Genomic DNA, 19635 nt, shown 5'->3' on the forward strand with positions numbered 1-19635 from the left:
CGGATGATGCGTTCAACTTACAGCATCGTCGATCGTCCGATCCTCGTTCTGAGGGAACGCGCAACACTGCAGTCAGCTATCGCAAGAATGACTTCACAAGCGGGTTTTCCTGATCCGGTGGAGGGCTTACATTCGACTAAAGCATTTCTCATAGCGGTCCATCTCGTCGCCTCTGCTGGGGAAACGCGTGATTCCCACATGGATGGTAGAGCAGTAACGTCGGAATCTTGGACGATTGGTGGGGTGACAATCTACGACCTTGACGAAGCCCCACCGTTTTTCAGGACATGTGCATTCGACTGCGTCCACTACTACCTGCCTCGCGCGACAATTGACGCATATACAGATTCGGCTGGTTTAGCACGGATTGGAACTCTCCGTTGTCCCAAGGGTAAGTACGATCACGTCCTCTACCATCTCGCCCAGGCACTCTTGCCGATGCTCGCACAGCGCGATCTGATATGCGAGATGTATCTCAATCACTACTTGCCGATGTTATGTGCGTATCTCGTTCGGTGTTATGGATCAGTTCGGCCACCCAAAGCCCGGGGCGGTCTTGCCCCGTGGCAAAGACGGTGCGTTACTAACATGATTCGAAGCGATCTCAGGGGTGACGCGAGCATGAGCAAACTTGCAGAGACATGCGGCCTCTCGGTCAGCCATTTTGCTCGCTGCTTCCGGACGACGTTTGGAATTCCTGTTCATCGCTATGTCGTTCAGGAACGGATTGAGGCAGCTAAGAGAATGCTCTTAGACCCGGGAAATAGTCTGACGCAGATTGCGCTCGAAACCGGCTTCTCCGACCAAGCTGCTTTTGGCCGTACATTCGGCAGCCTCGTGGGGCTGACTCCTGCAAAGTGGAGGAAGGAACGTCTTTACGCCACAGTTCAGCAAAGCGCACCGATCATGGATGGAATTGAACTGCATCAGGAGGTGGCTGGGACCACGCGCTAAGAATGCTGCTTGCTGCTTCGGTTTGGTTAGTCGCAATCGGCAATTCGACGAAAGTTGGTCGCCTCCTTATGGGATAGACCGCAAGCAGGCGATTGTTCGGCTGTAATCGCAAAAGGTTTTCGCGAACGACAAGCCCCAGAACGGACGGCATTGTTCAGATCAAAAAGAGCAGGAAATATCTGCTGGGCCAGGATGCAGAGATTTGTCCCTCCCAATCGAAATCCGTCTGCAAGTAACAGCAATCGTCCTCGCCGAGGAGCTGAGTTTCACTAGGGCCCGGTGCATCATCCCAAGCAAACCAGCAGCCGCGATGATGCGCAGTGGAAGGCCGAACAGGAGAAGCAGCGTCGCGACAAAGCCATCGCCAACACGACCGGACTTCGCGTCCTCTCTGCCATCGCCGCCGCCGTTCCAGTGCGACTGCTCAAACGCGACCTCTTCTTCGTTCTGGAGAAGCTGCTAACGGTCTTGGATGAGTCGCGTATCGAGACGTTGGCGCGTCAGCACGGCATCCGTCAGAAGCGGGACGAGGGAGGCATCGCAAAGACGCTTCTCGCATTTATGCGCCGCGCCGATGAAGGCACGCTGTCCCGACTCATGGTCGAGGCGACGATTCTCCTCGCGGCCTCCCGCCATAACGGAAGCAGTGTCCTCAAGGATGCCGCTACCCTGTACAAGGTGGACACCGAAGCCATCGGCCAGAAGGTCAAACAGGAGTTCGCGGCGAAGGCAAAGGCAAAGAAAGAACCCAAGCAGGAAGCCAAACCCATTACCAAGGCCAAGAAGGCGGCCTAGCATTCCATGCTTCGAGGGGCGGCGAAGCTGCCGCCTCTCGTTTCTTTTGCGCTCAAAAATCGCGCAGGAAGACACCGCTTCGGTTTCTCCGTCGGGTAAGACAGCGGCATCTCTGCCGCTGCCTCCCCTAAGAACCGGACATGACAGTTTCCCGTCATCCGGCTCAAGCCTTGGGTAAGCCCTGCACGAAGCAGAGCCGGTCACAACACACGAGCGTTAGCGATTGCTGCCTTTCTTGAGACCCTTACGAGTCACGAAGTAGCTGCGCCAGTTCGGATCGAACGGATTTGCATTCGATCTCACTTTGATGTGCCGCACGATTGGAGTCTTGGTGGGATTTACCAGCCAAGCCACCATCGCCCGCGAACGTGGCGCGTGGCGGCACTGGAGCGGAACAGCAGTCCATAGATCAAACGCTTGTTCTGGAGTGCGAGCGGTGCCAGTTCACGCGGGAGCGTGAACACCGCATGGACGTAGCGGGGGGGCAGCAGCTCGCGTTCGCGCTGCTGAAGCCAGCGGATGCGGGCGTTGCCCTGGCACTTCGGGCAGTGCCGGTTACGGCACGAGTTATAGGAGATGGCGGTATGACCGCAACTGGAGCACCGATCGCGATGGCCACCGAGAGCAGCTGTGCGGCATCGCGTGATCGCCAGCAGTACCTTCTCATGCTGTCCGTTGATCCACTTGCGACTGCGTTCGATGAAACCCTGCCCTGCGTGGCGAACGATGTCGGCCATCTCCAGCGGAGACCGGCTTATACGCTGCGTATCGCTTCTCCCGATGTCGCGAGCTGAAGCATGTCGAGCGGACTTGCTGTTGCGCTCAGATGCTTCTTGGAGAGGTGCAGATAGATCGTGGCCTCTTCAAGATCTCGATGCCCAAGAAGGATCTGAATCGTGCGCAGATCAGCTCCTGCCTCAAGCAGATGCGTCGCGAAGCAGTGGCGCAGGGTATGCGGATGGATGTGCTTATGCTCCAGGCCGGCGCGAACAGCGGCCTCTCGACACGCCGTCCACAGCACCTTGGTCGTGATCGGCCGTCTCGACGTGTGCCATCGGTTGCCGGGAAACAGCCACTCGCTCGGCTTGTGCCGAAGCCCGCGCCAGTAAGTTCGCAGTGCTTCAAGCAGCGCCTGACTCAACATCACATCCCGGTCCTTGCGTCCCTTGCCTCCGCGGATGTGAACCACCATCCGTTGGCTGTCGATGTCGGTCACCTTCAGCCGAGCCACTTCTGCCCGTCGTGCCCCCGTGGCATAAAGCGTCATAAGCAGGATGCGTTGGAACGGCGTCTCGGTCGCATCGATCAGTCGCGCGACTTCCTGCTGGTTGAGGATCTCGGGAAGGTGGAACACCTTCTTCGGATACGGTGTCTCGGCAACGCTCCATCCTCGCTTCAACACCTGGATGTAGAGGAAACGCAACGCTGCCAACCGCTGCGTGACCGTGTTGGGAGCCAGCTTCCAGGTGCGGAACATCGCAGCCTGATACTGGCGGATGTGATCCGGGCCAAGCTTGTCCGGCGCACAATGAAAATGACGAGCAAAGTGCTCGACGGTGCGGATGTAGGCGCGAATCGTGGACGGAGCGTAGTTGCGCCGCTCCAACTCTTCCAGCATGATCTGACGTAGATGGGTCACAGAGAATCCTCCTTCTCTGCGACAAACGCTAGATCATCACCTCAACCGCTCGCCCAGCGCACGCGAATGCGTCCGCCGCACAGCGGCTTCGTTCAAAGTCGGCTTTTCGCCAGCGACCGCCAAATGAAGAAAGTGGATTTCTGGAGAAATAAGATTTAACCGTGGCACATGCGAAGAAACAGGGGCAGGATACTGGAGTGAACCCCTGTCATCGGTCCCTGCCTAACACTGCAGGGGATCTTCCGCGTCTTAGCCAGAAATTGATCATCAGAGAGTCTTCGTGGTTCTCCACGAAATGACTCCATCCCGCAGGCACATAGAGCAGATCGCCCGCACGCTGCGTGATGGAGATCGGTGTAGCCTTCGAGAACTCCGGGAAGCGCGTCGCATCCGGAGACTTTGCGTTAACCATGCTGACTCCGAAGTCTGGAAGTGCATTCGGGTTCGGATGAATCATGTATAGATAAGGAAAATCGGCTGGCGGATAGAGGAGCCATTCTTTGGCACCGAAGTATGCGAACGAGAAGTTGTCCGGGATGTCCTTGTGCAGAGCAGTCACCGTTCCCTTCTTACCCATCCACATCCGTGGCTCATTGAAAAAATACTCAGGGTAGAAAATCGGAAAAGAGACACCGAGATCCCGCGCCATCTCGACGGGTATCACGGTGCCGGCGGCATAGGCCGTCCCGGCATCGTTTACCTGCATGAAGTGTTCCCCAATGAAATTTCTTAGGGGCATCTCTTCTTCGCGGCGATTCAGGTAGCTACCTGGATCAGCCATATTGCCGAAACGGACGTTCACGGTCTGATCGCCGTAGGCCCCTTGCAGCAGACCTAAGATCTCCGCTTCAGAGAACTTTAACGCACCCAGCCGCAGCAGAAAAGGCATAGAGCGCGCTGCATACTCTTTCGAAAACGCCTCGTCACTCAGAGAATCAAGAACGTCCAGGGCGGCGAGGCGAGGCATCTCACAGGTAGCCTCACATATCTGGGGAAACCAAACAACAGGACTGTCCATCTATCTACTCCTACACATTTTTAGAATAGATCCTGGACGACTCCAGCCCGGTCTAAAGTAGAACAATCAGTGCGAGAATGTCGGTGGCTTTGGCGTCTTCTATGCAGTCTCGACCGGTTCACGGGACGGGCTCGAATATGGCTTGCCGTGTTCGAAAATCCTCACGCGCTGCCGGTGAGCAAGCTGCCGCCTTCCGTGCTGAAGTCCGACGGTGCAGCATGGCATGCCAACCGCCGCACTATCACTTCCGCCGGATTCCTTCCTGCACGCGGCTAATCGGTACCGATATGTCGGCTTGTGTTTACCAATGGCGATCTCGACTGGCGAGTACAGGGCGATGCACTCATCGAGGATCAGACGACTCTTCGTGCCGCTCTGAAACGAAGCTCTTCCGCATTTAGATCTCCGACCTCCAGGTCTCGAAAGTAAACTCTGTAGAACCCTGGTGTGGTTAGCTCAAGTGCGAGCTCTTCGAAGCGGAATACTTCGCTGATGAAAATTCTGGTCTTGTGCCAGCTGATGTCGCCACTGTTATTCACTTTTCGCAGAAGAAGCCCCTTTGGGGTATGTGAACTCCGGCAATTTGCGTGGCAGTGAGACAGAACTGGGGTGATAGAGACTGGCCGGAACTGCGTTCTTCAGGCCCTCATGTGGGCGCTCGTTATTGAAGACGTAGCGAAAATTATCGAAGCGGCTCTGCTGTGCACGAAGAGATGATGCAGGCGGTTTCGTCGTGTCCTCCTTCAGCGTGCGATGCATGCGCTCGTGGCGACCGTTCTGTTGCGGTCTGCCTGCCTGAATCCGTTCGTGAACAATCCCCAGCTTCATCCAGCCGAGCGCGAGTTTCGAAAGTCCCATGAGCCCCGTGCCCGCGAACGGCGCGCCGTTGTCGGTCCTGATTCGAGCTGGCATTCCGTACTCCCGCATAGCTGCTTCACAGATCGCTCGAACCTGGCTAAGGTCTATACGCGAGACGATCTGGCAACGAATCAAATAACGGCTGTACGCATCGGTGATCGTAAACGGATCGCATCTCTTGCCGTCGCCCGTTACGAAGTAGCCTTTGAAATCCATACACCACAGCTGATTGGGTCCCGTGACCGTTGAGAACGGCTCTGAGCAAGGCGTGATGCGTTTTCTTTCTTCTGTGGACTCGTCAAGCCCGCTCGGCTAAGGATGTCTCCGAATGTGCTAGCTGCAGGCCACACCAGTTCTGGCTGTAACATTTCCAGCCTTGCCTTGAGTTTGCGTGCGCCCCAAGACGGATGCTTGGCACGGAGCACGAGAATAGCGTTCTCCATCGGCTCAAGGGTTGCGTGCGAACAAGTATGCGGGCCGGCGACTGCGATCCACGAGCCCTTCTGGCCCGGTCTCGTTGTAACGGTTGATCCAGCGGTAGGCCGTTGGACGTGAAATTCCATACGCGCGACACAGGTCCGCCACTGACATCTCTTCCTTCTGATAACTCGATAAAAACTGCAAACGTTGATCCAAGATACAACTCTCTTTCCAGGGCATACACCATCGTCATGTGTCACCCAAACGGGGCGTGTCCGTTACCGTCGCGCTTCGCTGTAAGCCATGTCTCCGGTCTATTTCGTAACGCAAGTGCTAAGTACGCTCAGGGTGAGCGCCCCGATCACGCGGCGCGAGCGGTATCCCTAATCTTCCGTGATATTGCTCGTGATTTCGGGCTTTATAGTGAATCACCCAAATAAACAAGGGGCAGGCGGTTCATCTATCCATGGTTCGCAAAGCTCTGGACCTGTGTTTCTGACATTGCCTACCTTGGGGTCTACTCGCCACGCTTCTAAGGACACAAGAGATGGTCTCAAAAGGTCTGTGGGTGGTCTAGCGAGGTCAACTGGGGCTAACCATTTCTCATAGTCCTCGGGGCGCAGAATGACGGGCATTCTCGTATGGATAGGTTCCATGATCTCGTTAGGGTCTGTCGTGATGATGGTGAATGTCTCAAGGGCTGTCTTGCCGATGGGATCATTCCAACTCTCCCATAGACCTGCCATGCCGAAAAGCTTGCGGTCAGTCCGCGCTATCGCCCATGACTGAGTTTTCTTGCGCTGGGCGTCTAACGCCTGCCACTCATAGAACCAGTCGGCGGGGACTATGCAGTGCCGTCTCTTGAAGGCCTCACGGAAGGTTGGCAGAGTGGCGACGGTCTCTGCTCTGGCGCTGGTTGATTTGAAAGCTGCCTTGTCATCCTTCGAGAAGAAGGGAATCAGTCCCCACCGCATGAGCGTCAGTTCGCGGTCGCCTTCCTCATCGAGTCTCACCACCGGAAGGAACGTACTCGGCGCCACGTTATAGTTTGGCGCCAGGACGACCTTGGGGTCCACCTTCTTCGCGTAGAACGCTGTGGCGATGGCCTGCTTATCCGACCTTAACCCGTATCGACCACACATTTACTCCTGCGCCTCCGCCCAACCACTTTGCCACGCCTCGCTTTTGGTGTCGTCGTTCTGCCCACCCTTCTGCCCGCACTCGAAGCCCTTGTCGTAGTCGGCAACTTCCTCGTCGGTATGCTGGCGCAGCATGAATGGTTCTGCGTCTAGGGTTTCATCTACCGTGGCCACCTTTTTGAGGTCCGTTCGTTCGACAACAGCCTCACCACTGAGGCCTCCTTCGCTGTATATTTCTGACGTACGTTGAGGCAGCATTGCATCCTTTGTAGATTTCATCTCACACCTCGTTGCAGTTATCGCATCCTTCGCCGTGCTTCACGAGACCCATGTAATAGGCGGTTAGGTCTGTGATGCGATCTGACGGCTCCTCGGTGCCTAGACGGTTGACCCCTCTCCACAACTGATAAGAAACGCCTGAGCCAGCATCATCCCCTGTTCACAGGCTGGCATCTCTTCCAGTTTCCAAAGTGCAAGTAAGGCTTTGTTGTCCATTAGCGTGTCCCATGCTTCGACGAGAAGAACCGCACGACCTTGGTCAGGAAGCCACCACGTCTCTGCGCGCATTCAGCGTCAAGCTCTCTCATGCGTTTATTGAACCGGCGCATCTCTTTCGCGTGCGCTTCAGCCCTGAGATGCGCCTCTACCGAGCCACGGTCGTCTCGATCTCCGAATCCTATCGGCTTGTACTGCTTCGTGAATTTGATCTCGCGTGACACTTGTTCCTCCAACTTTATTGAATTCGTCCGTGGTTCTTGCCGATTAGCTTGTCGTATTGAAATTCGCTGAGTTCCAGAATGACACCTCCGCCACCGTTCCTGACGGCGTGTTCGAAGTTGTTCTTGCTCGACAAATCTGTAAGTGCTTTCCCGCGCTGAGCGAGTTCACGAATCTTCTCCGCGTCGGTGAAGCGTAACGTGCGGACACGTTGCTGGGTGAACTGGTTCGTGAAGTCACAGGTCCATCGCTTGTCAAAGGTGAAACGCATGTAGACGTAAGGCATCAATGCACCTTCTCCATCGCCTTCGGCATCATGCGGAAGACGCGGCTGTAGATGTCGTGTGCAAGTTCGATAGACTCCCCGACCGCGACGCCGATTGGGATCACGCGCACGTTCACTTGGTTCTGCCGCGCTAGGCGCAATCCCGCGATGATGCAGGCTCCGAGGTAGATCAGGTTTCGGTTCGGGCGAGGCAGGTGGGAGTCCGGATCGAACATGAAAATAGGGTAGGCGAAGACAAGGCGAAAGTCACTTTGGAAGTCGGAAATCTTTGGTAATTGCACTGGATTTGAGGCAGTTAGTACGGTGTAATAGGAATCCCACTAGTAAGTAGGAGTGCTCATGCCTCGTCCGTATTGGTCTGGTCGTATCCAGGTTTCCCTTGTTTCGTTCGGCGTTCAGCTCTTCACAGCAACCGAGTCGAAGAGTGCCATCTCCTTCCATCAGATCAGCCGAAGCACGGGAGAGCGGGTCCGCCATCAGAAGGTGCTCGAATCGTCCGTCGAAAAGTACAGCGATGGCCCAGCCGTTCCTGTCGAGAAGGATGAGATCGTGAAGGGCTATGAGTACCAGAAGGGACAGTACGTCATCATCGAGCCGAGTGAGCTTGAGAACCTCAAGGTGCCGTCGAAGCACGCCATCGAAGTCACTCAGTTTGTAGAAACCCACGAGCTGCTCCCCGAGTACATCGAGAAGCCATACTTCGTCGTCCCCGAAAAGGACAGCGTCGAGGCGTTCACGGTCATCAGGAAAGCTCTCCAAAAGACAGGGCGCGTAGCAATTGGCAAGGTCTCATTTTCAGGTCGTGAGAATATCGTCGCGGTGCGTGCGGCAGGCGAGGGTGAGACTGGTGGCATGATGGCCTACACACTGCGCTCGGCGAACGAGCTTCGTTCTTCACAAGAATACTTTCGCGACATCAAGCCAGCCGAGGTGAATGAAGAGTCGCTCGAACTCGCCGAGAGCCTGATCGCAAAGCGGTCTTCGAAGCTCGACCTCTCTAAGTTCGAAGACGGCTACGAGGTCGCGGTGAAGGAATTGGTAGATGCCAAGTTGAAGCATCTGCCAATACCGAAGGATGAAGGGTCGCAGCCCTCACGTGGCAACGTCGTGAACCTGATGGACGCGTTGCGAAAGAGCATCGGCGGCGACGAGGCCCAGGTCGGGAAAGCTACCAAGAAGCCCGCAGCCAGTGTGAAACCAGACACCAAGAAGGGAATTGGCCTCGTGAAGACTCCGACCAAGCCGGCGTCGAAGCGGAAGACGGCCTAAGTACTCGTGAGTTGAGCACCCGGTCGCCGGCGATCGAGTGCGCTTTGTCGTCACCTAAGTCCTGCCATGAAGGGTCTTAAGGCCTAATCAGCCGTCGCGTTTCAGGAACTTCCTTGTCGCTTCTGACGGGGTATATATCTCACCATCGATCAACATTCGCCCCGTGTACGAGCCGCCGCGTCCGGCAAATTCCCAGGCAACGTCGTGTCCATCACGAGCTAGCTTGGCCCATTTGGTCTTCTTAGCGGCATTCTGTTCTAGCCAGAAATGGCCATCGTCATCCACAAAAGAACGCAGTTGCGCATGGCCGATCAGCTCGGTCCAGGTCGACATATCTTTCAGTGTCTGCGCCACACCTGGATAATAAGGGGCGGAGAGGGATCTCGCCAGCCAGCCCGTCATTTGGGATCTTGGTAAACACCGCCGGATAATGGTTCGAACACCGGATGCAGGATGGAAGGATTGAATCGAGGAAAGCAACGAGTATGCCGGGTTGTTTGGGTGCGGTTGGCTATTTGGTGACGCCGGTTAAGTTGGTTTGTGCGCTTATCTCGATATCCCTCTACAATTCGTGACTGCATAACAACATAAAAATTGAGGGGTTCGAGAATGGCTGAAAAAACGATGGTGGATAAAGCGGGTGAGACCGTTGGCGTGGGAATAGCAATGGCGTCAGACGTAGCGGGGGCCATCAAAACAGCGATTGGCACTGGGTGACCACCGTGACCGAGGTTCTAAAGTCGACACCCGCAAAGAAGCAAGCGAAGAAAATTGTTCCGAAAAAGGCCACTAAAAAGACATCTCCCAAAAAGGCCGCGAAGAAAGTCGTGACAACGAAGCAAGCGAAGAAGGCACCCGCAAAGAAGGTCGCTAAAAAGGCTGTGGCCTCGGCTAAGAGAGTTGCGAAAAAAGCGGTAAAGAAGGTTGCAAAGAAGACGGATCGACGGCGGTGACAACGGGGAACATCTCGAGTCGCTCATCGATGAGGGCTTGACCCCCGACATGCGATCAAAACTGCCATCGTTGAGTATCTCCATGCAATGCGATCAAGGAAGTGCGCCCCTGTACACTTCCCAATTGCGGCACTAACTGCCTATTGAGGTAATACGTAATGGCTAAGAAGGAATCCGAGAAGAAAGCCCTCAAGGCGATTGATAAAGCCGTAAGGAAGGCCATCAAGAGTGGCGTCAGCGGAGGGCTCGTTGACCAAACGGTCGCCACATCCATCCATGCGGCCACCGTTAGAGCGGCAAAGAAAGCGGCTGCTCCGAAGAAGGAAGTCGTGAAAGCCGAGAAGCCCGTCTCCCCCAAGAAAGCTGCAAAGACGACGAAAAAAACGGAACAGGACGTGGACTGAGGATCTGACTCTGACGGATAATCAGAACCCGCCAAGCCGGGAATGTGATCAATCAATGTCTCGGTTTCCGAGCGTTGCTTCTGTAAGCATGCGCGACGCTCCAAACTTGAAAGGCCTTTCCTTTGAGGGAGGAGTCCCTCCCTGTCTGCCGCCGCTGGCGCGTCTTCCGCCACCCACCACAGCGGCCTGTTCCTGCCGCAACGCGACCCTGAAATCCCGTGCGCTCCTGCGCACGAATGGAAACCAAACCTGCTGAGGGCTTCGCCCTGGCGCGGCGCAAGGGTCTCCCCAATCTTCCGCGCTTCGCTTGTGCAGACCTTCGCTGCGCTCGCTCTCCGCCGTGCTCCGAGTGGGAGATACCCCTCCCTTGCGCCTTGCCGCCCCTCCTCACTCGCTTCCTCTCATTGCGGCATGTAGGTACATGCCACACGGCATGAAAGGACCAAACCGCCAAAGGAGAGAAACCATGAGCAGCGCAGCCAACACCACCGTCATCGACAGCAAGAAGCCCACCACCAAACAGGAACTCATCGCCGTCAACATCAAGCTTTTGATCGAGCAGTTGGAAGCGGGGCACTCCGAAGCTCTCACCGATTACTTCACGGCTATGAGCCGTTTTCATAACTACAGCTTCGGCAACGTGCTGGAAATCGCACGACAGATGCCAACCGCCACCCGCGTAGCTGGCTTCTGGACTTGGAAGAATCTGGGGCGTTCCGTCAATGCCGGAGCAAAAGGGATTCGCATCCTTGCACCCATGGTGGGCGCACGTCGCAAGAAAGACGAGGAAGCCGAAAAGGACGTCACCAAGCAGAACACGCGCGTTTTGCTTGGCTTCCGCAATGCCTATGTCTTTGATATCTCGCAGACGAATGGCGTAGAGCTACCGATCGTACACGAAGTGAGCGGCGACCCCGGCGAAAACATCGAACGGCTTATTGCGTTCCTGAAGGCGAACAACATCGCCGTTGCCTACAACGAGAAGATCGCGCCAGCACTAGGCATGAGCTACGGAGGCCGCATCGCACTCTTACCCGGTCAGTCGAAAGCCGAGGAGTTCTCGACCCTCGTGCATGAAGCCGCGCACGAGATGTTGCACAAAGCCGAACGCCGCACCGCAACCACCAAGACGGTACGCGAAACGGAGGCCGAGGCCGTGGCCTTTGTCGTTGGGAAGGCCGTCGGACTTGTGACCGGGAGCGCAGCCGCCGATTACATCCAGCTTTACCACGGCAACGCTTCGCTACTGGCCAAGAGTTTGGAGGTGATTCAGCAAACGGCCTCGATGATTCTCAGCGCATTGGAGCCAGCTTTAGAGCAGGACGAAGATGCCATGTCGGCAAGCAGGGAACAGCCAGAACTCGCGGAGGTTGCATAATGCAGACCCTCCTCGACATTCTCAGAAAGGCTGGTGGGTGGCACCCCGGCCTCTACGTCAAAATCGCCAACCCACCCTATAGGGAGTTGGTCATCGAGGCCATGGATGATTCTGGCCCGATGGGGCTTCCCGCGCTGTCTGTGACTCACTACGGACTACAGAATGGCGATCTCATGCGCGATCCCGAGATGTGTTTCGAACTCGGTCTTGCCGGAAGCACACACTTAAGCCCGTATTACTGGTTATGTTGAGCTCAACATAACCAGTACTGTGTGAAGCGCCGGATTATGTGAAGTGGCCTTACAACTGAGCACTCTTCCGCAGTGTTTATACGGTGCCGCCGCTTGCGTTACTTAACATAGTTGTGGACTCTTTTCGTGCCGACATCCGGTCGGCCGGAGGAGTCTATGAAGCAGTCACTGAAGAAGGGCCTCGCACTCGCTGAGTGTGTGGCCGGCTACGACCTGTATGCGCTCGAAGTGCGCGGACTTGCAGCATCAACACGCGAGATGCACCGTCGTCTTTTGCGCAGGTTCTGCGCCTTTCGCTTTGTTGAAGAGCCGGTGTTGTGGGACGCTGTTTGTTTCACGGACATCGTTCGTTTCCTGACAGCGGAGTTCGAACGCTTTCCTAACCGTGGCACGCAACGGGCTTCGTTGACGAGCATGCGCACTCTTCTGCGATATCTCGCAGAGAAGAACATGGTTCCGAAGGGATGGGATGAAGCGCTTCCCAGAACGACGACGCGCCGTCACGCACACCTTCCACGCCAGGTCTCTCGGGAGCAAGTCAGTGCGCTCTTCAGAGAGTCTCAGGGTAACAAGTGGATCGCACGTCGGGATCGGGCACTACTGTTGCTTTTTCTGCGACTCGGTCTTCGCTGCGAAGAGGTCGCTCATCTGAAGTGGGAGCACATCGATTGGCAGGCGGGATCCGTCAAGATATGCAGCCAGAAGAGCCGACGTGAGCGGGTCCTTCCGCTACCCGAGGACGTGGGGAGAGCGCTTGCCGTCTATCTCCGCACGTCTCACACCATGCCGGTGTGGATCTTCGATTCGAGCCGTGCAACATTTCCTGTCGAGATGAGGCGCCTGCATATCAAGGCGATCACGAAGTACTTCTTCAAGCGTGCAGGCGTGGTTGGAGCTTCTGCTCACGGGCTCCGTCATACCGTCGCCACGAACATGGTGAACCATGGGGCTTCATTCAAGGAAGTTGCAGACCTGCTTGGTCATCGATGGCTTTGCACCACGTTCATCTACGCCAAGCTCGACATGAAGGCCTTTGCACAGGTCGCGTTGCCGTGGCCCGGAGGTGCGCGATGACCTTTGAAGCCTTATCGCAACATCTCGATGCATTCCTTGCTTTGAAGGCGGCACGCGCCAGGCGCAACCCATATTTTGAGGGAGATCAACGCAGGCGTCTGCGGTATGAAGGAGGGCTACTCCGCAGCTTTCTCTCGCGTTGGCAACAGCACGGATGCCCATGGCCGATTCGTGCGGACTTTGCGATGGAGTGGGTGATGGAAGACTCCTCTATCGGCAAGCCCTATCGCGACGAACATAGACTGCTCGCAGTCAGAGCTTTCCTGCTGCAAGTGCGTACATTCGAAGGACGCACCGGAGTTCCACAGATCCAGTTCTGTAAGCGTTTCAAGCGTCGAACACCATACATCTTCTCCGATCAAGAGATTCAACGGATCATGAAAGCCGAGGTCCGGAAGCAGACTCCCTTCAGAGCCGCGACTGTGCGCACCATCATCGGCCTACTCGCAAGCACGGGCATTCGGATCGGTGAAGCACTGCGCTTGTCGGTGGCCGATGTAAGGCTGGAAGCAACACCGCCCCATCTCTATATTCATGACACCAAGTTTGGCAAGTCGCGCAACGTCGTCCTTCATCCATCGACCACCGCGAACTTGCAGCACTACAGGCACGAACGTGAGGTCAGCTTGCGCGGTCACCATGCAGAACCGTTCTTTACGAACACGCTTTGCAGACCGCTGATCTATAACCCGCTGCGGCATACCTTTCGGCAGCTACTCAAGCAGGTCGGCATCGTTCCGTCCGCACATCAGCGCAGACCAACGCTCCATTCCTTCAGGCACACTTTCGCCGTGAAGCGACTGACGCTCTGGCAGCGCGAAGGGATCGATATCCGGCAACAGCTGCCACGGCTATCGGTCTATCTCGGCCATTATGGTCCCGAGAGCACCTATTGGTATTTGAGCGCGACACCAGAGTTGCTGCAGGATGCCAGCACGCTCTCCGACCCAGAACAGATGAGAACAGGAGGCCGCCGATGATTCTTGCGGGTCCTCTTCTCCAGAGATACTTTACCGACTACCTCACTGCCCAACGACGGCTTAGTCCTCAGACGTTGGCGAGCTACCGTGATACATTCCGTCTTCTGTTGCAGTTCGTGCAGGCTGAACTCAAGATCGAGCCGTCTCGTCTCGCCGTCGATCAGCTTGATGCAGAGATCATTCTGCGCTTCCTCGATAGCCTAGAGCTGCGACGCAAGAACGCCGTGGTATCTCGCAACCTCCGGCTCACAGCTATCCGCTCGTTCTTTCGGATGGCGGCGCTGCATGACCCCGAGTGTGCTGGCACCGCAACTCGCGTCCTGGCCATTCCGATGAAGCGAACAGACACGAGGCTTCTCGAGTATGTCTCGCGCGTAGAGATGGATGCCATCCTCAACAACATCGACCGCAAGCAGTGGTGTGGGTGGCGGGACTACGCCCTGCTGCTGACGATGTACAACTCAGGCGCTCGCGTCTCTGAGTTGTGTGCACTACGGACAGAGCAGATCGGCATCGTCAAGAACAGCTATGTTCATCTGCATGGCAAGGGACGCAAGGAACGTGCGATTCCATTGTGGCCATCCACCGCTCGCATCTTGCGAGACTGGCTTCGTGAGAACACTCGCAGCATCGCCTTTCCAGGTATTCGCGGTGAGCCACTAAGTCGTTTCGCAGTACGGCTTTTGCTGCACAAGGCCGTAGAAGCTGCATCACCACACTGTGCCAGTCTAAAGAAGAAGCGCATCTCCCCTCACACCATTCGGCACGGAACGGCGATGGCGCTATTGGATGCTGGCGTGGATATCTCGGTCATCGCGCTTTGGCTCGGGCACGAGAGCATCGAGACCACCAACGGATATCTGCATACAAGCCTGGCATTGAAGGAAAAGGCTCTCGCCAAGGTCACACCATCGGGCTCTGCGTTCAAGCGGTTCCAACCTGACGATCGCCTAATGACCTTCCTCGCATCGCTCTGATTATGTGCAGTCGGAACGCAGATAACCCGCGTTTTGACTGCATTCTCTCGCCCCACTCAACATAATCCGGCGCTTCACACAGTACTGGCGGAACGACTATGTCGCCGTCGAGCACTGGAGCCGCAACATCGTCCGCAACCAATATGTGCATCTCGTGGAACTGCACGAACAACATGTTCACTTTGCCAAGACGTGGGACAACAATCTGCGTTTGCAGGGCTTCGCTGAAGCCTTCACGGACAAGTGCATCGTTGGCTAGTCCGCTCCTCTGGAGCGGAAGCACGTCCGGCGTGTGCCGCTCCGCGATCTCAGTTGAGCTGACGGCCTGTTTACTCTGTCGTGATATCGACGCCACGAATTACTTTGGACGACGGTAGACACAATCTGAATGAATTAGTTAGTCGGTACCGGAGAGCTTCCGGACAAGTAAACGGCGCCGCCTACGACTTTAAACCGATCATTTCAACGCGGCCATCGATATAACTCTGGACGCGATGTTTCACTTCTACACCTGCACGAAAATGTAGTTGCCTGGCTGCAGAAATCTGTAGGCGCCAGCCATATCCAGCCTTTTACGCTTCGGTTAGCGCATCGTGCGCCATCACCGAATAGAGAGACGATCTTCAGGAAGCCCAATCGTCACTTATTCAGGATGCAAAAAGTCAAGAATTAATATTTCGCTTTTGCTGCAACTTAATTGGAGAAGCCAGTGCATATTTCTAACGAAATGAAACCCTTCGCAGAAGGAGTTTCAAATAGCATTCGTAGCATTATTGCGAAAGAGAAACCTCTCTCTCGTCGTCGTCCATTCCTTGCAGTTGCCCTATCTTTCAGTATTACCGCCATCCTGAATATCTATTGTCCGCCCCTTTTCGCACAAAACAATACGTCTGGCGATATTGCAGGATCGGTAACTGACCCGACCGGGGCCACAATTCCGGGTGCCAAAGTGACAATCGTTGATAAGGCAACTGGCGCTAGCCAGGTACTCACCAGCGGTTCTAATGGAAACTTCCGCGTTTCCCTCCTCAAGCCCGACTCGTACACTGTCGCCGTTACTATGGCGGGGTTCCAGAGCATCACTCTTACTATCGCCGTGACACCAGGACAGATCGCTCAAGCTGATGTCAAACTCCCCGTAGGCTCAAGTACCACTAGCGTAGAAGTAGCCGCGACCGAGCCGCTGCTCCACACAGAAGACGCCGACCTCACTACTTCGTTCACCCAGGAGCAGGTCCAAAATCTGCCTAATCCCGGCAACGATCTGACCTTTATCGCGCAGACTTCTCCGGGTGCGATCATGAACACTCAAAGCGGCTACGGCAACTTCTCCGCCTTCGGTCTGCCCGCCACATCCAACACCTTCACCGTCAACGGCGGTTACGAGAACGATCCCTTTCTCAACCTGAGCAACTCCGGTGCCTCGAACCTCCTGCTCGGCAACAACGACGTGAGTGAAGTGACCGTTACCAGCAACGCCTACAGCGCGCAGTTTGGCGGTCTTGGTGCCACTCAAGTGAACGAGATTAGCCGCTCAGGAGCGAACAGCTTTCACGGCGATGCCACCTGGTGGTGGAACGGTAGCGTGCTCAACGGGAACGACTACTTTAACAACCTGGCGGGCACTCCGCGCCCACGCAGCAACGCTAATCAGTGGGCAGGAGCCTTCAGTGGCCCCATTCGCAAGGATAAGACCTTCTTCTTCTTTAACACAGAAGGCCTTCGCGTCATCATCCCCGTCCGCGGCACGGTCTACGCTCCCAGCCCTAGCTATATCTCCAAAACACTGGCTAACGCAGCGGCGCAGGGGCCCGCAGCCACTGCTTTTTATCAGAACATCTTCGGCCTCTACACCTCGAATCCTGCTTACGCAACGGCCACCTCAAGCCCAACAGACCCCAACAGCGTTAATTACAATGCAAACTCGGCCAACTTCGCTCACGAGTGGCTAATCACGACTCGAATCGATCACAAGTTCAACGACAAGGACACTTTGTTCGGACACGCCAAGATAGATAAAGGGGTTCAGCCTACCTTTACAAGTCTCCTGAATCCCATCTTCAACGCCGCAAGTCCGCAACCTGGTTATGAAGGTCAATTGAACGAGACACACATCTTTACTCCAAACATCACCAACCAGTTTGTCTTTGCCGCCACCTACTATCGCGCCATATTCACCAACACCAATGCGGCTGCAGCTAATGCCCTCGTCCCCTTTACTCTGCGATTTACCGATGGAGATCTGGTCAACAATTTCAACAATGCATCGGGTGAGTATTCCACGCTACCTGGTGGCGCCAACTGGGAGTTTCCGCAGGGAAGAAACGTGACGGGCTACCAGTTCGTCGACGACTTCAGCATGAACAAGGGCCGCCACACCATCAAGCTCGGATTCGCCTTCCGTCGGGATGATGTCACCGACTACGGCCCCGGCCTCAACACCACTCCGCTCATCTTGACCAGCGAGGCCAGCTTCCAGGCCGGCACCGCCGATCAGTTCATTCAACAGTTTCCAACTCATATCAGCGAACCCATTGCGCTCTACACGCTTGGCTTCTATATTCAGGATCAATGGAAGCTGGCCTCCAACTTCACACTCAACTATGGAGTGCGGTTTGAGCACAACTCCAACCCCATCTGCAGAACCGGCTGCTTCTCTCAGCTCGCTAGCAACTTCGGCTCGGTCCCCACCTCCACCGCAGTTGCCTACAGCAAGCTCATCAACACAGGCCTTGGCTCAGCTTTCCAAGACTTCCAGAAAGTTGGCTACGAGCCTCGCGTAGGCTTCTCCTGGTCTCCTTTCGGTTCAGACTCAAAGACCGTCGTTCGTGGCGGCTTCGGTATGTTTGCCGACTCATTTCCCGCGCAGATCACCGACAACCTCCTCAACAACGCGCCGAATAACATCGGCTTTACCATCCAGGGACCTGCTGGCGGAGGATCTAATTCTCCACTCTTTCCCGGAGCGCCTGGCAGCTTCCAAAGCCTCGCATCGGCTTCCAGTGTTGGTTTCCAGAACCAGTTCAAAAACGGCGGAAGCAACAACTCGCTCTCAACATCGGTTCCAGGCTTCGCAGCGCCAAACTTCATCAGCACTGTAAACAAGCTCTCCTATCCCATGTACGAGGAGTGGAACCTTCAAGTGGAACACCAGATAGGCCACAACTCCAGCTTCTCAGCCAGCTACGTCGGCAATCATGGTTACCACGAGCCGGTGAATGACAACAACGTGAATGCCTTCAATGCCGGTGCTCCAGGGTTTGCCTCACTGCCGACCTCTACTCCAAATCCAAACTTCGCTGCAGTCACTCAGGTCTACACCGGTGCAAGCTCCAACTACAACGGGGTGACTCTAAGTGCCATTCACCGCGCTAACCTTCTCACCCTACAGCTGAACTACACCTACAGTCACGCGCTGGACGAGATCTCAAACGGCGGGTTCAACGGCTTCAGCTCAAATTCCGTCTTCCCCTCGAACTCGACTAACCTTCATCAGAACTATGGCAACGCAGACTACGACGTTCGTCATTACATCAGCGGTAATTACATCTTCAATTTGCCCTCTTTACGTGGACCTAGAATCCTCACCGCCGGCTGGCAGGCGGCGGGAACCGTCTTCCACAGCACCGGCCTTCCCTTCACATTTACCGATAACATCACCGCCAGCAATCTGCCAAATCACTCCGGTCCGATCTTCGCGCAGCAGACTGTAGCTCATGTTCCGACCAAGTGCTCTGGCCATGCCATCACTCACGGCGCGAACTGCGCTGCCTCATTGGACTTCACCACCGCCACCGACTTCGGTCAACAGGAAAGAAATCAGGTCTTCGGGCCGAACTACACGGATACCGATCTCACCATTACCAAGGCCTTCGACCTTCACTTCATGGAGAGCGCTAAGTTGAAACTCGGTGTTCAGATGTTCAACCTCTTCAATCACCCCAACTTCGCCCAGCCCTCGCACGATGTGGGAGCCTGCACGTCAACTGGGCCTAACCCCTGCGCTGGTTCATCAATCGGAACAATCGATGGCACCGTCAATCCTCCAACTTCCATCCTTGGCTCCTTCCTCGGTGGAGATGCTTCGCCCCGACTCATTCAGGTCAAAGCGAACTTCAGTTTCTAATCGCGAGCGAGTATAGGAAGAGAACAATTACGAAGGAATGAGGACGGATCTCTGAACTCTTCTCATTCCTTCGTTGTGCGTCACCCATCGTGGTCTGAAGTTGATGAGCTCGGGGGCTTACAGCCATTGGATTTCGGCTTGATCGCAACCACTCCGCTGGACCATGATACGAGCCGGATGCTAAAGACGAGTCATCAGTCACGTCCCTGAGTCTGACTCCGTTACGGACGATCTGAAAGAACCCTCTAAACAAAGCTAGACACCAGGCCTGAATCCCGTCTTCGCTTCAGGTAGTTGGTACGAATGTGAAGCATTCTGGACTTTCCTGTAGAAAACTCTAGCCGTTGAGCAAGAGGAAGACAGGGTGTGTTCGCTCCCCCGAACGATAACAATCGTG

At 55.5% G+C, this 19635-nt stretch carries 19 protein-coding genes and 3 pseudogenes; 13 read left to right on the forward strand and 9 right to left on the reverse strand.

Going from position 1 to position 19635, the window contains the following annotated elements; genetic code table 11:
• Positions 1 to 621: 621 nt before the first annotated feature.
• Positions 622 to 954 (forward strand): helix-turn-helix domain-containing protein, encoded by a 333-nt coding sequence (locus HDF14_RS06975; protein WP_183974933.1) that lies wholly within the window; start codon positions 622 to 624, stop codon positions 952 to 954.
• Between the two features lie 279 nt (positions 955 to 1233).
• Positions 1234 to 1749 (forward strand): hypothetical protein, encoded by a 516-nt coding sequence (locus HDF14_RS06980; RefSeq protein WP_260698088.1) that lies wholly within the window; start codon positions 1234 to 1236, stop codon positions 1747 to 1749.
• Between the two features lie 374 nt (positions 1750 to 2123).
• Here the strand turns inward: HDF14_RS06980 and HDF14_RS27470 are convergent.
• From HDF14_RS27470 to HDF14_RS07010, 6 genes and pseudogenes are all read right to left on the reverse strand, one after another.
• Positions 2124 to 2507: pseudogene (locus HDF14_RS27470) on the reverse strand (IS91 family transposase); the annotation flags it as partial.
• Positions 2504 to 3388 (reverse strand): tyrosine-type recombinase/integrase, encoded by an 885-nt coding sequence (locus tag HDF14_RS06990; RefSeq protein WP_183974937.1) that lies wholly within the window; start codon positions 3386 to 3388, stop codon positions 2504 to 2506. The gene HDF14_RS06990 and the pseudogene HDF14_RS27470, both read right to left, overlap by 4 nt.
• A 208-nt stretch (positions 3389 to 3596) precedes the next feature.
• Complete coding sequence (locus HDF14_RS06995; protein ID WP_183974939.1) at positions 3597 to 4406, reverse strand: cupin-like domain-containing protein; 810 nt, start codon at positions 4404 to 4406, stop codon at positions 3597 to 3599.
• 353 nt (positions 4407 to 4759) lie between these two features.
• Positions 4760 to 5924 (reverse strand): annotated as a pseudogene (locus tag HDF14_RS27475) (IS481 family transposase).
• 188 nt (positions 5925 to 6112) lie between these two features.
• Entirely contained in the window at positions 6113 to 6826 is a 714-nt protein-coding gene (locus HDF14_RS07005; protein ID WP_183974941.1) for an SOS response-associated peptidase, read from the reverse strand.
• Positions 6827 to 7102: a hypothetical protein gene (locus tag HDF14_RS07010; protein ID WP_183974943.1), complete on the reverse strand. Its 276-nt coding sequence runs from the start codon at positions 7100 to 7102 to the stop codon at positions 6827 to 6829.
• Between the two features lie 227 nt (positions 7103 to 7329).
• On the opposite strand from HDF14_RS07010, the gene HDF14_RS07015 reads away from it, so the two are divergent.
• Positions 7330 to 7539: a hypothetical protein gene (locus HDF14_RS07015; RefSeq protein WP_183974945.1), complete on the forward strand. Its 210-nt coding sequence runs from the start codon at positions 7330 to 7332 to the stop codon at positions 7537 to 7539.
• Between the two features lie 17 nt (positions 7540 to 7556).
• On the opposite strand, the gene HDF14_RS07020 is transcribed toward HDF14_RS07015, so the two are convergent.
• Both HDF14_RS07020 and HDF14_RS07025 read right to left on the reverse strand, forming a co-directional pair.
• Complete coding sequence (locus tag HDF14_RS07020; protein WP_183974947.1) at positions 7557 to 7826, reverse strand: hypothetical protein; 270 nt, start codon at positions 7824 to 7826, stop codon at positions 7557 to 7559.
• A complete protein-coding gene (locus tag HDF14_RS07025; protein WP_183974949.1) occupies positions 7826 to 8107 on the reverse strand; it encodes a hypothetical protein in 282 nt (93 codons plus the stop codon). The genes HDF14_RS07020 and HDF14_RS07025 overlap by 1 nt, the downstream gene beginning before the upstream one ends.
• A gap of 58 nt (positions 8108 to 8165) precedes the next feature.
• Here HDF14_RS07025 and HDF14_RS07030 point away from each other — a divergent pair, with 58 nt between their 5' ends.
• Positions 8166 to 9095, forward strand: coding sequence for a Ku protein (locus HDF14_RS07030; RefSeq protein ID WP_183974951.1), 930 nt, complete (start codon positions 8166 to 8168; stop codon positions 9093 to 9095).
• 87 nt (positions 9096 to 9182) lie between these two features.
• Here the strand turns inward: HDF14_RS07030 and HDF14_RS07035 are convergent, their stop codons facing one another.
• A complete protein-coding gene (locus HDF14_RS07035) occupies positions 9183 to 9497 on the reverse strand; it encodes a hypothetical protein (RefSeq protein WP_183974953.1) in 315 nt (104 codons plus the stop codon).
• A gap of 311 nt (positions 9498 to 9808) precedes the next feature.
• On the opposite strand from HDF14_RS07035, the gene HDF14_RS07040 reads away from it, so the two are divergent.
• The 9 genes and pseudogenes from HDF14_RS07040 to HDF14_RS07075 all read left to right on the forward strand — a co-directional run bounded on the left by HDF14_RS07040 (position 9809) and on the right by HDF14_RS07075 (position 19238).
• Positions 9809 to 10048, forward strand: a complete 240-nt coding sequence (locus tag HDF14_RS07040; RefSeq protein WP_183974955.1) for a hypothetical protein — start codon at positions 9809 to 9811, stop codon at positions 10046 to 10048.
• A gap of 158 nt (positions 10049 to 10206) precedes the next feature.
• Complete coding sequence (locus HDF14_RS07045) at positions 10207 to 10452, forward strand: hypothetical protein (protein WP_183974957.1); 246 nt, start codon at positions 10207 to 10209, stop codon at positions 10450 to 10452.
• A gap of 466 nt (positions 10453 to 10918) precedes the next feature.
• Entirely contained in the window at positions 10919 to 11830 is a 912-nt protein-coding gene (locus HDF14_RS07050) for an ArdC family protein (RefSeq protein ID WP_183974960.1), read from the forward strand.
• Positions 11830 to 12072 (forward strand): annotated as a pseudogene (locus tag HDF14_RS07055) (DUF6908 domain-containing protein); the annotation flags it as partial. The gene HDF14_RS07050 and the pseudogene HDF14_RS07055, both read left to right, overlap by 1 nt.
• 165 nt (positions 12073 to 12237) lie before the next feature.
• Positions 12238 to 13155 carry a tyrosine-type recombinase/integrase gene (locus HDF14_RS07060; RefSeq protein WP_183974962.1) on the forward strand — a complete coding sequence of 306 codons (918 nt, stop codon included), beginning with the start codon at positions 12238 to 12240 and terminating at the stop codon, positions 13153 to 13155.
• Positions 13152 to 14135: a tyrosine-type recombinase/integrase gene (locus HDF14_RS07065; protein WP_183974964.1), complete on the forward strand. Its 984-nt coding sequence runs from the start codon at positions 13152 to 13154 to the stop codon at positions 14133 to 14135. Before HDF14_RS07060 ends, HDF14_RS07065 begins: the two co-directional genes overlap by 4 nt.
• Positions 14132 to 15112 (forward strand): tyrosine-type recombinase/integrase, encoded by a 981-nt coding sequence (locus HDF14_RS07070; RefSeq protein WP_183974966.1) that lies wholly within the window; start codon positions 14132 to 14134, stop codon positions 15110 to 15112. Before HDF14_RS07065 ends, HDF14_RS07070 begins: the two co-directional genes overlap by 4 nt.
• A gap of 64 nt (positions 15113 to 15176) precedes the next feature.
• The gene (locus tag HDF14_RS27480) at positions 15177 to 15371 is read left to right on the forward strand and encodes a DUF6908 domain-containing protein (protein WP_406707207.1); all 195 of its coding nucleotides are present in this window, start codon (positions 15177 to 15179) and stop codon (positions 15369 to 15371) included.
• A 468-nt stretch (positions 15372 to 15839) separates the two neighbouring features.
• Positions 15840 to 19238 carry a TonB-dependent receptor gene (locus HDF14_RS07075; RefSeq protein WP_260698129.1) on the forward strand — a complete coding sequence of 1133 codons (3399 nt, stop codon included), beginning with the start codon at positions 15840 to 15842 and terminating at the stop codon, positions 19236 to 19238.
• Positions 19239 to 19635 lie beyond the last annotated feature (397 nt).

Origin of the sequence: Tunturiibacter gelidiferens (assembly GCF_014201335.1) — a bacterium.
Classification (GTDB): domain Bacteria; phylum Acidobacteriota; class Terriglobia; order Terriglobales; family Acidobacteriaceae; genus Edaphobacter; species Edaphobacter lichenicola_E.

Excerpts from the sequence above, each read along its gene's own strand:
- HDF14_RS07050 (WP_183974960.1), top strand. The coding sequence starts at position 10,919 with ATGAGCAGCGCAGCCAACACCACCGTCATCGACAGCAAGAAGCCCACC.
- HDF14_RS07035 (WP_183974953.1), bottom strand. The coding sequence starts at position 9,497 with ATGACGGGCTGGCTGGCGAGATCCCTCTCCGCCCCTTATTATCCAGGT.
- HDF14_RS06975 (WP_183974933.1), top strand. The coding sequence starts at position 622 with ATGAGCAAACTTGCAGAGACATGCGGCCTCTCGGTCAGCCATTTTGCT.
- HDF14_RS07070 (WP_183974966.1), top strand. The coding sequence starts at position 14,132 with ATGATTCTTGCGGGTCCTCTTCTCCAGAGATACTTTACCGACTACCTC.
- HDF14_RS07020 (WP_183974947.1), bottom strand. The coding sequence starts at position 7,826 with ATGCCTTACGTCTACATGCGTTTCACCTTTGACAAGCGATGGACCTGT.
- HDF14_RS07045 (WP_183974957.1), top strand. The coding sequence starts at position 10,207 with ATGGCTAAGAAGGAATCCGAGAAGAAAGCCCTCAAGGCGATTGATAAA.
- HDF14_RS07015 (WP_183974945.1), top strand. The coding sequence starts at position 7,330 with ATGCTTCGACGAGAAGAACCGCACGACCTTGGTCAGGAAGCCACCACG.
- HDF14_RS06995 (WP_183974939.1), bottom strand. The coding sequence starts at position 4,406 with ATGGACAGTCCTGTTGTTTGGTTTCCCCAGATATGTGAGGCTACCTGT.
- HDF14_RS07005 (WP_183974941.1), bottom strand. The coding sequence starts at position 6,826 with ATGTGTGGTCGATACGGGTTAAGGTCGGATAAGCAGGCCATCGCCACA.
- HDF14_RS07010 (WP_183974943.1), bottom strand. The coding sequence starts at position 7,102 with ATGAAATCTACAAAGGATGCAATGCTGCCTCAACGTACGTCAGAAATA.
- HDF14_RS07065 (WP_183974964.1), top strand. The coding sequence starts at position 13,152 with ATGACCTTTGAAGCCTTATCGCAACATCTCGATGCATTCCTTGCTTTG.
- HDF14_RS07075 (WP_260698129.1), top strand. The coding sequence starts at position 15,840 with ATGAAACCCTTCGCAGAAGGAGTTTCAAATAGCATTCGTAGCATTATT.
- HDF14_RS07030 (WP_183974951.1), top strand. The coding sequence starts at position 8,166 with ATGCCTCGTCCGTATTGGTCTGGTCGTATCCAGGTTTCCCTTGTTTCG.
- HDF14_RS07060 (WP_183974962.1), top strand. The coding sequence starts at position 12,238 with ATGAAGCAGTCACTGAAGAAGGGCCTCGCACTCGCTGAGTGTGTGGCC.